General features: G+C 66.8%; 14 protein-coding genes. 6 read left to right on the forward strand and 8 right to left on the reverse strand.

The window, feature by feature from the left end:
* Positions 1-11: 11 nt before the first annotated feature.
* Both sdhD and sdhC read right to left on the reverse strand, forming a co-directional pair.
* On the reverse strand, positions 12-404 hold the full coding sequence (sdhD, locus tag AC6IY7_RS01545; RefSeq protein ID WP_497781228.1) for a succinate dehydrogenase, hydrophobic membrane anchor protein: 393 nt from the start codon (positions 402-404) through the stop codon (positions 12-14).
* A gap of 107 nt (positions 405-511) precedes the next feature.
* Complete coding sequence (sdhC, locus tag AC6IY7_RS01550) at positions 512-925, reverse strand: succinate dehydrogenase, cytochrome b556 subunit (protein ID WP_497781229.1); 414 nt, start codon at positions 923-925, stop codon at positions 512-514.
* Between the two features lie 518 nt (positions 926-1,443).
* On the opposite strand from sdhC, the gene AC6IY7_RS01555 reads away from it, so the two are divergent.
* Both AC6IY7_RS01555 and alr read left to right on the forward strand, forming a co-directional pair.
* On the forward strand, positions 1,444-2,175 hold the full coding sequence (locus tag AC6IY7_RS01555) for a response regulator transcription factor (protein WP_497781230.1): 732 nt from the start codon (positions 1,444-1,446) through the stop codon (positions 2,173-2,175).
* Between the two features lie 97 nt (positions 2,176-2,272).
* Positions 2,273-3,418, forward strand: coding sequence for an alanine racemase (gene alr, locus AC6IY7_RS01560; RefSeq protein WP_497781231.1), 1,146 nt, complete (start codon positions 2,273-2,275; stop codon positions 3,416-3,418).
* Positions 3,419-3,795: 377 nt separating this feature from the next.
* Here alr and AC6IY7_RS01565 read toward each other — a convergent pair whose 3' ends face one another.
* The 5 genes from AC6IY7_RS01565 to AC6IY7_RS01585 form a co-directional block, all read right to left on the reverse strand.
* A complete protein-coding gene (locus tag AC6IY7_RS01565; protein ID WP_497781232.1) occupies positions 3,796-4,449 on the reverse strand; it encodes a Maf-like protein in 654 nt (217 codons plus the stop codon).
* 9 nt (positions 4,450-4,458) lie between these two features.
* The gene (gene infA, locus AC6IY7_RS01570; protein WP_018266249.1) at positions 4,459-4,677 is read right to left on the reverse strand and encodes a translation initiation factor IF-1; all 219 of its coding nucleotides are present in this window, start codon (positions 4,675-4,677) and stop codon (positions 4,459-4,461) included.
* Positions 4,678-4,846: 169 nt separating this feature from the next.
* Entirely contained in the window at positions 4,847-6,019 is a 1,173-nt protein-coding gene (locus tag AC6IY7_RS01575) for an AI-2E family transporter (RefSeq protein WP_497781235.1), read from the reverse strand.
* 112 nt (positions 6,020-6,131) lie between these two features.
* Positions 6,132-6,635, reverse strand: a complete 504-nt coding sequence (locus tag AC6IY7_RS01580) for a GFA family protein (protein ID WP_497781237.1) — start codon at positions 6,633-6,635, stop codon at positions 6,132-6,134.
* Between the two features lie 55 nt (positions 6,636-6,690).
* Positions 6,691-7,995: a TAXI family TRAP transporter solute-binding subunit gene (locus tag AC6IY7_RS01585; RefSeq protein ID WP_497781240.1), complete on the reverse strand. Its 1,305-nt coding sequence runs from the start codon at positions 7,993-7,995 to the stop codon at positions 6,691-6,693.
* A gap of 100 nt (positions 7,996-8,095) precedes the next feature.
* Between AC6IY7_RS01585 and uvrC the strand changes: the two genes are divergently transcribed.
* From uvrC to AC6IY7_RS01605, 4 genes are all read left to right on the forward strand, one after another.
* Complete coding sequence (gene uvrC, locus AC6IY7_RS01590) at positions 8,096-10,078, forward strand: excinuclease ABC subunit UvrC (RefSeq protein WP_497781243.1); 1,983 nt, start codon at positions 8,096-8,098, stop codon at positions 10,076-10,078.
* Between the two features lie 180 nt (positions 10,079-10,258).
* Positions 10,259-10,879, forward strand: coding sequence for a CDP-diacylglycerol--glycerol-3-phosphate 3-phosphatidyltransferase (gene pgsA / locus AC6IY7_RS01595; RefSeq protein ID WP_497781245.1), 621 nt, complete (start codon positions 10,259-10,261; stop codon positions 10,877-10,879).
* The gene (moaD, locus tag AC6IY7_RS01600) at positions 10,876-11,127 is read left to right on the forward strand and encodes a molybdopterin converting factor subunit 1 (protein ID WP_497781246.1); all 252 of its coding nucleotides are present in this window, start codon (positions 10,876-10,878) and stop codon (positions 11,125-11,127) included. Before pgsA ends, moaD begins: the two co-directional genes overlap by 4 nt.
* Before the next feature lie 60 nt (positions 11,128-11,187).
* Positions 11,188-11,646 (forward strand): molybdenum cofactor biosynthesis protein MoaE, encoded by a 459-nt coding sequence (locus AC6IY7_RS01605; RefSeq protein WP_497781248.1) that lies wholly within the window; start codon positions 11,188-11,190, stop codon positions 11,644-11,646.
* Here the strand turns inward: AC6IY7_RS01605 and AC6IY7_RS01610 are convergent, their stop codons facing one another.
* Positions 11,647-12,840: a DUF3047 domain-containing protein gene (locus AC6IY7_RS01610; protein WP_497781250.1), complete on the reverse strand. Its 1,194-nt coding sequence runs from the start codon at positions 12,838-12,840 to the stop codon at positions 11,647-11,649.
* Positions 12,841-12,859 lie beyond the last annotated feature (19 nt).

Here is a 12,859-nt window from a genome sequence, read left to right on the forward strand (position 1 = left end):
CTTACCGCTTTTTAGCGCGGCGCGGCGATGAGCATGATGGCGAGCGTCCAGACCGCGGCGATCGCGATCGCCAGCCATTTGTTGATGAGCAGCGCCGTCGCTTTGAGCGATTTGTCGTGAACGTAATCTTCGATGATATTCTCCACGCCGAGCCGCGCATGATAGGCGACGACGACGATGAAGGCGATGAGCGCTATCGCCGGCAACGGACGGCCGATCTCGGCGCGCGCGGCCTCATAGGATTTGCCGACCAGGCCGACGATATGCCAGATCGCGATCAGCGCCAGCGGAGCGAGCGCTCTGGCGCTGTGACGCATGGCCAGCGCATGCAGCGAGCCCGAGCGGTCGGAGACGAAGGCGTCTCCCTTGCCGCTGCGGCCGCTCTGGAACGTCGATGTCGACATATCCGTTCTCCATTAACCTTGTTCGATGGCGTCGCTCGCATCGCGCCCAATCGCAAACTCGCGTGCGAACATGTGAGCGCGATGACGCTCTGCTCGCCGGCTCTCTATCAGCCCCAGAGCGAGGATGCGATCCACAACAGCGCGGTCAACGCCAATCCGCCGCCCAAACTCGCCTTGGCGAGCAGCTCGCGGCCCTCGCGATCGAGATAGAGGCCGCGGTCCCATATCGCGTGACGCACGCCGCCGAGCAGATGATGAAACAGCGCCCAGCTGAACAGCAGCACGAAGACGCGGCCAATGAGAGAATCCGCGATCCAGGACACGGCGCCGAAGGCGGACGGCCCGAGCGCGAGCCCCAGCAGATAGAGCGCCAGCAGAAGCGCGCCCACATAGAGCGCCGCTCCGGTGATGCGATGCGCGATCGACATCACCATGGTGAAGATCGGCTTGTAGATCGAAAGATGGGGGGAGAGCGGCCGCGCGGCGGCGAGGCTCTCGCTCACGGGATCGGCGTCGGCCATGATGTTTCTCTCCGCTCGAGACTCGGCTGGACTGATAGTTCAATCGCGTCGTCGCTGCAACAAGCGTTCCGGACACGAGCCTTCCCGGACACGAGCCTTCCCGGATAATTACCGCGACGGCCTTCGCGGCGCGGGCCGCCCTCTCGCAAGAGCGGCGATCGGAGGCATAACTTACGTAACGCGTAGGGGCTCCGGGCGCAATCGGATGCGCCGATGCGTAGGTTTCGAGTCGAAAAACGTGGCGTGCGCGTTACGATCTGTTAACATGCATTCGCCGACGTTGCCCGGGACCAGCCGGCGCATCGTCGTTCGGAGCCGGCTTTTTCTCCACCGGTTGCGAACGTGTCGAGTAGCGTGAGCGTCGAGGTTGGTCCGCGTCGGAGGCGTCCTTGTCGCGTCGGTTCTCGAAAGTAGCGTCGTTTTCGTCGTGACGTCGGACCGCCGACTATTTCGTCGGCGGCGAGAGTTTGCTGGTCTCGTCGATTGACTTTTTCGTCAACTCATCTCGCGAGCGATCTATGAATTACAGTGAAACCATCCATATCTTGAACGTCGATCCGATCATTCGCTCGTCTTTGACGAGCACGCTGGACAAGGCGGATTATCACCTTCGCCTCCATGACGACGCGGGACGCTTCTTCGAAGCCGTCGAGACCGACAGCCGCGGCTGCGTCATCATCTATGTCGACATGCCCGAGATGATCGGGATCGAATTGCTCAGAGACGCCAAGGCGCGGCGGATCGAATTGCCGATCATCGTCATCACCGCGCAGGCCAATGTTCGGGGCGCGATCCAGGTGATGAAGGAAGGGGCGTTCGATCTGCTCGAGCTGCCTGTCAATGAGGCGAAGCTGCTCGCCTCTGTGCAGCAGGCGCTGACCCGCCGCGTCGATCACCGGGCCTATCGCGGGCGCGCGCGGACCACGCCCGGCCGGCTGGCGACGCTCACCAACCGTGAGAACGACGTGCTCGCCGGCCTCGTCGAGGGCAAGCTCAACAAAGTCATCGCCCATGAGCTCGGCATCAGCGCCCGCACGGTCGAGACGCACCGCTCCCACATCATGACCAAGATGCGGGTCAAGAGCGTCGCGGATCTCGTCCGCATCTCGCTCGGCGCGCCGCGACCCGATCCGGCCGTCCGCCTCGGGACCCCGGCCCCGCGGTCCGCCGATCCGGCCGCCCGCCTCGGGACGCCGGCCCCGGCCCCGCGGCAGCTCGTCGAGCCGGGCGTGACCGCGACCCGCCGTTGACCGATCGCCGCGACGATCGGCAAAATTAATGACGCCGGAGCATGGCGCATGCGATTGGCCATGCGAACGCCATGCTCCGGCGCTAGAATAATGTCTTATGAGATTCGATCGATCGGCCCGAGCGCCTGTGAACGAGACCGCCCCCGCCGAGGCGCGCGCAGGGACGGCTCTCACCATCGACCTTTCCGCGCTCGTCGCCAATTGGCGGCAGCTCGCCGCACGCGCGAGCGCGAGCGAATGCGCCGCCGTGGTCAAGGCCGACGCCTATGGCCTGGGGGCCGAGCCCGCCGTGCGGGCGCTGGCCGCCGCCGGCTGCCGTAGCTTTTTCGTCGCCACGGCGGGAGAAGGCGAGCGCATTCGCGGCGTTGCGCCGCGCGCCATCGTCTATGTGCTCGAAGGCCTGCCGAGCGGCGGCGCCCGCGCGCTCGCGGCCGCGCGGCTGCGGCCTGTTCTGGCTTCGCTTGAGGAGATCCGCGAATGGGCGGCGTTCGGCCGCTCCATCGGCCGCCGTCTCCCGGCCGCGCTGCAGTTCGACACCGGCATGAATCGATTGGGACTTTCGCTACGCGACGCCGAGGCCGCGGCCGTCGCGGCGCAGGATATCGACCTCACTCTGACGATGAGCCATTTCGTCTGCGCCCAATGGGCGGAAGACCCGCGCAACGCCCGGCAGATCGCCGCCTTCGAGGAGGCCCGGCGCGCCTTCCCCGGCACGCCCGCGTCGCTTTGCAATTCCTCGGGAATTTTCCTGAGCCAGCAGCCGCATTACGATCTGCTGCGGCCCGGCTACGCCCTCTATGGCGGCAATCCGACGCCCGGCGCGCCCAATCCGATGCGCAGCGTGACGCGGCTCGAGGCGCCCCTTCTGGCGACGCGCTGGATCGAGGCGGGCGAGAGCGTCGGCTATGACGGCATGTGGACGGCGGCGCGCCCGACGCGGCTGGCGACGCTCGGCCTCGGCTATGGCGACGGATTTCCGGCGGCCGTCGCCGGCCCCGGCCGCCCCGCCCCGGAGGCGATCGTCGCCGGACGGCGCTGTCCGATCGTCGGGCGCGTGTCGATGGATTTCGTCATGCTGGATGTGACCGACATTCCCGAGGGCGCGGTCTATCGCGGCCAGACCGCAGAGCTTCTGGGCGAAACGATCGGCGTCGACGAACTGGCGGAGCGCTGCGGGACGATCGGCTATGAGATTTTGACCCGGCTCGGGCGGCGCTATGAGCGGGTCTATATCGGCGGATGAGCGAATGCGGCCGACCGCTTCCGCGTCGCTCCTCGGATCAGAAGCCGTAGAGGGTCACGGGTCCGGCCTCCCATCCTTTTTCCCTCATGCAGCGCATCACCGCCCGCAATTGCACGGGCTTCGCCGAAGGCTCCGAGATCGGATAGGCTCACCCCGCGTCGAGATCGCTCAGAGCGTCCGGGTCGTTCGCGGCGACGCAGTTCCGAAGCGTCTCGCCGAAATGCGTGCCGTCGCCGCGGCCTGCAGCGCCGCCAAGGACAAAGCGGCGCTGTGACGCAAGCTCAACGCCCATTTCCGCTCATAAGCGCAAGATGCGAGCGTCAAAAGGCAGAGCAGGGCGTCGAGCCGCCACAGCATAGGCGCGCGGCCAGCGGCGCTCACGCCCGCTCGAACCAGGGCGTCAGCACCGGATAGCCCTCGCCGGCGAGCAGCGCCGCGGTCTCATAGAGCGGCAGGCCGACGACGCCCGAATAGGAGCCGATGAGCCGCACCACGAAAGCGCCCGCGAGCCCCTGAATCGCATAGCCGCCCGCTTTGCCGCGCCATTCGCCGGAGGCGAGATAGGCGTCGATCTCGGTCGAGCCGAGGCGCTTGAAGCGCAGGCGCGATTCGACCAGGCGGCGGCGCTCGGCCCCGCGCGGCGTGATCAGCGTGACGCCGGTAAAAACCCGGTGCTGCCGTCCCGAGAGCAGATGCAGGCAATCCTCGGCCTGCTCTATGTCCTCGCATTTGGGCAGGATTCGCCGTCCCACCGCCACCACAGTGTCGGCGGCCAGCACGAAACTGCCCTCGAGCTGGGGCTGATAGGCCCTGATCTTGATGGCGGCGGCGGCCTTCTCGCCGGCGAGGCGCTGGGCGAGGCTGCGCGGCAGCTCGTTGCGCTGCGGAGTCTCGTCTATGTCGGTCGGCAGCAGGGCGTCGGCGTCGAGGCCGATCTGCTGGAGGAGCTCGAGCCTGCGGGGCGAGGCCGAGGCCAGCACCAGCTTGGGCCGCGCATCAGTCGGGTGGGACGTCACGATCGACTCCGCCATAAATCGAAATTATTTGAAACGATAGGTAATCCGCCCTTTGGTGAGGTCATAGGGCGTCATCTCCACGAGAACCTTGTCCCCGGTGAGCACGCGGATGCGGTTTTTACGCATCTTGCCGGCCGTATGGGCGATGATCTCGTGCTCGTTCTCGAGCTTGACCCGAAACATCGCGCTGGGCAGCAGCTCGGTGACGACTCCGGGAAATTCCAACAGTTCTTCCTTGGCCATGTGGTTCCTTCTTCAGAGGGCCGCTGAAGCGGACCTCGGATAGCGAAAGGCCCGCTGACGAAGCGGGCGCTCATCAATATGGGATCGAAGCCGGGACGCGCAAATCCGCGCGGGACCCTAATCGAGTACGGCCGATTTGTGAACCGGGGCTTTCGCGCTCCGGCGCGCTTCAGCGATCCGGCATAGGGGCGACCGGGCCGGTCGCGGCCGGCGGCTCGATCGCGCGCGGCTCGGGCGCGGCGGCCTGCGCCGTCGGGACGAGGCGGCCCGCCCCGCCCTCCCCCGCCCAGGCGCTGAGCAGCTCCCAAGCGACGGCCAGCACCACCGGGCCGACGAAGAGGCCGATGATTCCATGCGCCAGCACGCCGCCGATGACGCCGACAATGATGACCAGCAGCGGCGTCGTGAGCCCGCGCGCGATGACGATGGGCTTCAGCACATTGTCGACCAGCGTCACCGTCAACATGCAGCAGGTGAGGAGAAAAGCCGGCAGCGTGTTCATCTCGGTCCAGGCCCAGAGGATCGAGGGCACCACGACGAGCAGCGGCCCGATCTGGACGATCGCCAGCACCAATATGCACAGCGTCAGCAGGCTCGCGCCGGGCGCGCCCGCGAGCTGCAGGCCGAGCCCGCCGATCGCCGCCTGCAGCAGCGACACGCCGATGACGCCGCGCGAGACGGTGCGGATCGTCGAGCCCGAGAGCTCCACGAAATGCTCGGCGCGCTTCGAATCGATACGCGTCACCGCCGTCTTGATGGCCTGCACCAGCGCCGGGCCGGGCGCGAACAGAAAGCCGGCGATAATCACCGATATCAGGAATTTGAAGACTCCGGCGCCGGCGTTTTTCGTGGCGTCGAGCGCGATCTCGCCATAGGGCTTGAGCTGCGGCAACGCCTGGGCCAGCGCGCTGCGCAGATTGGTGGAGGCCAGCTCCCAGAATTCATAGGCCGATTCGCCGATGAACGGCCAGCTGCGCAGCGTCTCTGGCGGCGGCGGCACCCAGACGCCGCCGGCGTCGATGCGATCGGCGAGCGCGCGCAATCCGTCGACGACGCCGAGGCCGAGCCAGGTCGCCGGCCCGATGACGAAGAGCAGGCCTAGAAAAGTGATGGCCGCGGCCGCCAGACGCCGCCCTCCGCCGAGCCGGACCGCCATCCATTCGAACACGGGATAGAGCGCCACGGCGAGAATGGCGCTCCAGGTCACGATGGTGACGAAGGGCCATACCAGCAAGAGCGACCAATAGGCCAGCGCGCCGAGCGCGCCGAGCCGGACGATCAAATCGATGAGTGTGGCATTCAGCCGCCTGCGGCCGGATGCTTCGCGCTGGTCCTCGCCCACCCGAGCTTTCCTCGAAATTTTATCGCGCCTCGCCTGCCGACGCGCCTCCCCCGCGACAACATAGCGCGGATCGGGAATGGTTTCACGCCTGCGGCCGCGCCTGCGTCATACCCTATCGCCCGAAGGCCATGGCGAGCCGCGCCCCGATCAGCCGGCCGATGAGCCGCAGCGGAAAGCCGCGATAGCTCGGCGCGTCCTGCGGCAGCGGCAAGTCCGAGCGGCGACGCTCGATCTTCGTGCGCATCTCGATCGGCGGCAGCTCGCCGTCATATCTCAGCCGATAGGTCGAGACCCAGAAGCCGGGATCGAATTTCAGGAACATGCCGGTGTTGCAGCAGGAGGCGACCACCCTGCGGGTGCGCGAATCCGGCTTCAGCCTATGATCCTCGAGCAGCTCCTCGCCGGCGAGGCAGCGAAAACGGTCGTCGCGAAAGGTGAGATAGGGCGTGCCGCCGTCGGGATCGCGCAGGAGATGCGCATGGGGAAGCGCCTCGATCCTGCGGCCGCCCTCCTGGCAGTCGGAGCAATAGCAGACCGCGCTCACGATCGGCGCGCCGACCGCCTCGCAGCGCACACGCCCGCAGGCGCAGGAAAAAACACGGGAGGGCGATGGCATGGTCGAATCCCCAGCATGAAACGAAGCGATCATTCTACCGGGGACGGCGCAAAGGTCACCCCGCCCGCAAACCGTCCTTCCGCCGCTCGATCGAGCGGCGCGCATGGTCGATCGCCAGCGAGGACACGGGATATTGGTCCGTCCCCGCCTCGCCCTCGGCCAGCTTGTTCACGCAATCGGCGACGATGTCGCGGAACTCCTTCTCGATTCGCTCGAGGCCCGCGCCGTCGGCCGCGAGCGCCTCGTCGGCCAGGCTCAGCAAGCGGAAGACGCGATTCTGATCCTCGACGAGGCGGCGATTGTTCCACAGGCCGATCAGCACGGCGATCAGCGAGCCCAGAAGGCTGAGCGGAATGCCGATAATGTAGAAATATTGCTGGAGCGAATCGAAAAAGCTCTGGTCGCCGCTCGCGAGATAAGCGGCGACGCCGGGATGAACGGGGAGCAGAGGATTCTGCGCGTCGAGATCGGGCGCCTCGATCTGCGCGCCGCCCGGCGACAGAGCGGCGAGCTTGGCCTTGGTCTTGAAGATGGAGCGGCCGACCGCCCCGGCGACCACATTCAGCATCGAAAAAGGCGCCACCAGCCGATAGGTGACGGCGAGGCCCTTCACCGTATCGTCGGGCACGGGCGGATGCGCCTTGAAGGCGCCTTCCGGAATATCCACAGATTCGAAGCCCGGAAAGCGCTTCACGATCGCGTCGGCCTGATCCATCGGCAGGAGCGAGGGCGGGCTCTTCATGGCCTTGGCCACGGCGGAGACGACATCGACCGCCTGCCCCGGCCCGATCGGCCCGACCGCCAGCGCCGCCGCCGCGCGGCCCGCGCGCATGGCCGGGCCGACCTCGCCGAGCGGCAGGACGAGGCGCTTCACGCTGCCGGTCGGCACATCGAAATAGACGAGGATATCATCGAGCGCGCGCTGATTCTCCGTCTGCAGCGAGCCCTCCGGCACGGCGATGGTCTTGCGGGCGAGGCCGGCGGCGTCCTTCATCGAGGAGCCATGCGGCAGCACGATCGCCACCACGTCGCGGCGCAGAATGGCGATGGTCTGGCCATTGGAGGGCGGCGCGACATCGGCGCGCACGATCGCGAGATTGACCTTCTTCTCCTCGAGCGCCTTGGCGCTGGCCTCGAGATCGGCGACCGGAACCTCCTCTATGCGAATGAAAGGATGCGTCCCCGAGACGACATGAATGAAGGTCGAGATCGCGCGCTGGGCGGGCGACATGGCCGGCCCGGTGGTGATGCGCAGCGTCGCTCGCGGGGACAGATAATAAAAGAGCGACAGCGCCGCCGCGAGGACGAACAGCAGAACCGCGACCCAGAAGATCGCGCGCGGCGCATGGCCTTTGGACATGGGACCTCCTCCGTCCGGAGGAAATAGGCCGCGGCGCGCCAGAGCCCACGGCCCTCGCGCGCTCTTCCCATTCGCGCGCGCCGGGCATAAATCTCGGCGCATGAGCGATACGCCCGACCTCCCCGAAACCCTCGACCCGGAAGAGGAACGCGAAGAGGACCTCGCGGAAGAGGCCGAAGGCGCCGCCGCGCCCGAGCTCGCCGCCGATACGCCCGAGAGCGTCAAGCGCGGCGTCGGCGTCATCAAATCCTATTGGAGGAACGCCCCCAACGGGCCGGGCGTCTATCGCATGATCGCCGAGAATGGCGAGGTGCTCTATGTCGGCAAGGCCAAGAATGTCAGAAAGCGCATAGCCAGCTACACGCGCCTCGCCGGCCATGTGAATCGCATCGCGCGCATGATCTCGGCAACCGCCTCGATGATGTTCATCTCGGTCGAGACCGAGACCGAGGCGCTGCTGCTCGAGACCAATCTCATCAAGCAGATGAAGCCGCGCTTCAACGTGCTGATGCGCGACGACAAGAGCTTTCCCTATATTCTCATCGCGCGCGACCATGATGCGCCGCAGATCACCAAGCATCGCGGCGCGCGGGCGCGGAAAGGCGATTATTTCGGCCCCTTCGCCAACGCCGGCGCAGTAGGGCGCGCGCTCAATGCGCTGCAGCGGGCCTTTCTGCTGCGCTCCTGCACCGATTCTTTTTACGAAAATCGCACGCGGCCCTGCCTGCTCTATCAGATCAAGCGCTGCGCCGGGCCTTGCACGGGCGAAATCTCGATCGCGGATTATTCCGTGCTGGTGCAGGAGGCTCATGACTTCCTCACCGGCAAGAGCCGCTCCGTGCGCGAGCAGCTCGCGACGGAGATGACCGCGGCGGCGGAGCGCCTGGAATTCGAGCGCGCCGCGCGGCTGCGCGACCGCATATCGGCGCTGTCGCTGATCCAGGGAACGCAGGGCGTCAATCCGCACAGCGTCGAGGAGGCCGATGTCTTCGCCATCGCCAAGGAGGCCGGGCGCTTCTGCATCGAGGCCTTCTTCTTCCGCGCCTATCAGAATTGGGGCGACCGCGCCTACTTCCCGCGCGCCGACCAGAGCCTGACGGAAGAAGAAGTGCTCGGCTCCTTCCTCGCGCAATTCTATGGCGAGCATCCGCCGGCGCCGCTCGTGCTGCTCTCCCATGGAATCGAGGATCGCGAGCTATTGGCGCAGGCTCTGTCCGATAGACTCGGCCGCAAGGTGGAGATCGCGACGCCGCAGCGCGGCGAGAAGCGCGAGCTGGTCGATCATGCGCTGACCAACGCCAAGCAGACGCTGACGCGCAAGCTCACCGAGGACGCGAGCCAGGAGAAGCTGCTCGTCGCGCTCGGGCAGATGTTCGGCATGGAGACGCCGCCGCGCCGCGTCGAGGTCTATGACAATTCCCATACGGGCGGCCAACAGGCGATCGGCGCGATGATCGTCGCCGGGCCGACCGGCTTCATGAAGACGCATTACCGCACCTTCAACATAAAGAGCGCCGAGATCACGCCCGGCGACGATTACGCCATGATGCGCGAGGTGCTGGCGCGCCGCTTCGCCCGTATCGCCAAGGACGTCGAAAAGCCGGAGGAGGAGGCGCAAGACGCGTTTCCTTCGAAGCCCGATCTCGTGCTCATCGACGGCGGCCGCGGGCAATTCGACGCGGCGCGCTCTGTCGCGGCGGAGATCGGCCTCGAGGGCGTGACCATCGCCTCCATCGCCAAGGGCGCGGATCGCAACGCCGGCCGCGAGATGTTCTTCGTGGAAGGGCGTGAGCCCTTCCGCCTGCCGCCGCATGATCCGGCGCTCTATTTCGTCCAGCGCCTGCGCGACGAGGCGCATCGCTTCGCCATCGGCACGCATCGGGCGCGGCGCAAGAAGGAGTTCGCCAAAAATCCGCTGGACGAGATCGCAGGCGTCGGCCCGGCGCGCAAGCGGGCGCTGCTGCTCGCCTTCGGCACCGCCAAGGCGGTGGCCGGCGCCGCGCTCTGCGACCTCGAGAATGTGCCGGGCGTGAACAAGGCGACGGCGCGGCTCGTCTTCGATCATTTCCAACGCGGCGGCTGATCTTCGCCTCCCGTCTAAAATTTGTGCGCGGCGCGGCGACGGCCCCGCCTGCCCGCGCAACCCGCCGAAAGGCCGGATTTGCCGAAGTTTCCCGCCGCGACTCGACAGGTCGGGCGGCCGTAGGACGGCCGCGCGCCCGGCCGAGGGCCGTCTCTTCTATTGACAAGTGAGGCGCTGGCCATGTTCCTTCCCGGCATGACATCGACGGCCATACCGCCGCGCCGCGGACGCGCGCTCTCACTGCCCAATATTCTGACCTATGGCCGGCTCGTCGCCGTGCCTGTGGTCGCGGGTCTGCTGCAATGGCCGGAAGAGCATTGGATGCGCTGGGCCGCGCTCGGCGTGTTCACCGCCGCCGCCATCACCGATTTCTTCGACGGCTATCTCGCCCGCGCCTGGGCGCAGCAGTCGACGCTCGGCGCCATGCTCGATCCCATCGCCGACAAGCTGCTGGTCGCCGCCACTCTGCTGATGGTGGTCGCCGATCAGACGATCTCCGGCCCGACCATCTGGGCGGCGCTCATCATCCTCTGCCGCGAGATGCTCGTCTCGGGCCTGCGCGAATATCTCGCCGAGCTGAAAGTGCCGCTGCCGGTCAGCGCCATCGCCAAATGGAAGACGACGCTGCAGCTCTTCGCGCTCGGCTTCTTCATCGCCGGCCCGGCCGGCGAGCTGGTGCTGCCCGGCACGGTGAACATCGGCAGCGTGCTGCTGTGGATCGCCGCGCTGCTGACGCTCTACACCGGCTATGACTATATGAGAGCCGGCTGGGCGCATTTCGGATCGGATGAGGCGCGATGAAGGCCCTTTATTTCGCCTGGGTGCGCGAGCGAATCGGCCGCGCCGAGGAGGATCTCTCCCCTCCCCCGGAGGTCGCGACCGTCGGCCAGCTCATCGCTTGGCTGAAGACCAAGGACGAGAGCTACGCCTACGCCTTCGAGAACGCCGCCGTCATTCGCGCGGCGCTCGACAAGACTCATGCGCGCCATGAGACGCCGATTGCCGGAGCGCGGGAGATCGCGTTCTTTCCGCCGATGACCGGAGGATAAGGGGAGCGAATAGCGAGTAGCGAATAGTCCTACTCGCTATTCGCTACTCGCTATTCGCTCATGACCCCCACCATCCGCATCCAATCCGCACCCTTCGATCCGGCCCATGAAGCCGCGCTGATCGAGGACGGACGCCGCGACATAGGCGCGATCGTCACCTTCACGGGTCTGTGCCGCGACGAGGACGGGACGCTCACCGCCCTGGAGCTCGAGCATTATCCCGGCATGGCCGAGGCCGAAATCGCCCGCGTCGCCGAGGAGGCCCTCGCCCGCTGGCCGCTATCGGCGCTCACTGTCATCCATCGCCACGGGCGCATTCTGCCGGGCGAGAGAATCGTGCTCGTCGTCACGGCCGCGCGCCATCGTGGCGAGGCCTTCGCCGCGGCGGAATTTCTGATGGATTATCTGAAGACCAGAGCCCCCTTCTGGAAGAAGGAGCATCGCGCCGACGGCAGCGTCGGCGACTGGGTCGAGGCCAAGGCCAAGGACGACGCCGCCGCCGAACGCTGGAGCAAGTAGCTAGAGCCTCGTCACAGCCCCATCCGCCGTCGTGACGCGAATGTCGGCATAGCGGCAGGCGCCACGACGGCGCTGGAAGGGCGTGACCGCCAGCAGCCAAATGTGACTGATCGCCTTGGCCGGCCCGCCGATATGGGCGGCGTAATCGGCGGCGACGTCGCGTTCCAGCTCCCGCCATTGTCCGAGGCCCGCCGCGCCCGAATCGACGACCATATGAGTCTCGACCGCGCTCCAGCCGGCGAGCGGACAGCGGAACACCTTTCCGGTCGGCAGGCCGGCGCTCCAGAAATAGGTGAGGTCCTGCCCGTCCTCGAATTTCACGCCGATCGAGAGATAGTCGTGAAAGGGCGGCGCATCCTCCGCTTTCGCCGAAGGAAGCTGATCGATCTTCCAGCGCCAGCCGAGCTTGGGACGCGTGGCGAAAGGGAGCGGCAGCGGGCGCTCTATGATGGAAGCGGAGCCGGCGCTCTCGCAGACGATCTCGCCATTCGCCTCGCGGCCGAACACCTCGGCGCCGCCGCCGAGACTGAAGAGGTCGTTCCAGCCTTCCGGCAATTTGCGGCCGCGTTGCAGCCGCGCGATCTCCGCCGCCAACAGCCCGTCGACGTCGCCATGCGCGGCGAGGCTCTCGAGACCCCGAGCCGCATCGCCCTTCCACAGCAGCGCGACGCCGAGGATTTTCACCTCCTGCTTGCGATACTCCGCCTCGGGCGTCCATAGCCTGCCATCCGCATCGGCGAATTGCGCGGCGGAGCGGGCGATCTCCAGCGGGCCGTCATGGGCGGCGATCATCGTGCCCGTATCGACGCCGGGGCTGTACATCGGCCTCTTGCCACGCGTGCGCGCATGAAAGACGAGGCCCGGCGCGAACCAGAGGTCATAGGGCCGAGCGATCCACATGCGGCCAGTGACGAGAAAGCTGACCTGCTGGCCCTTCGCCGCGGTGAGGCCGAGGTCGATCCAGGGCAGATCGTCGCCATCGATCTCGAACAATCGATAGGAGACGAGCTCGCCCGAATGGGCGCGCGCGATCAGCGCCGCCATATCGCGCTTGAAATCGGCGCGCTCGCGCTCGGCGCTCTCGGCCGCCGCGGCCGGAGCGATGAAAGGCAGAGCGGCGCCCAGCGCGCCCATCTGCAGCATCTCGCGCCGAGACAATCCAGCCGACGCGCGTCCGAGACAATAGAGGCACATGTCCAAAAATCCTCCCCGA

Source organism: Methylosinus sp. is20ea (assembly GCF_059718135.1).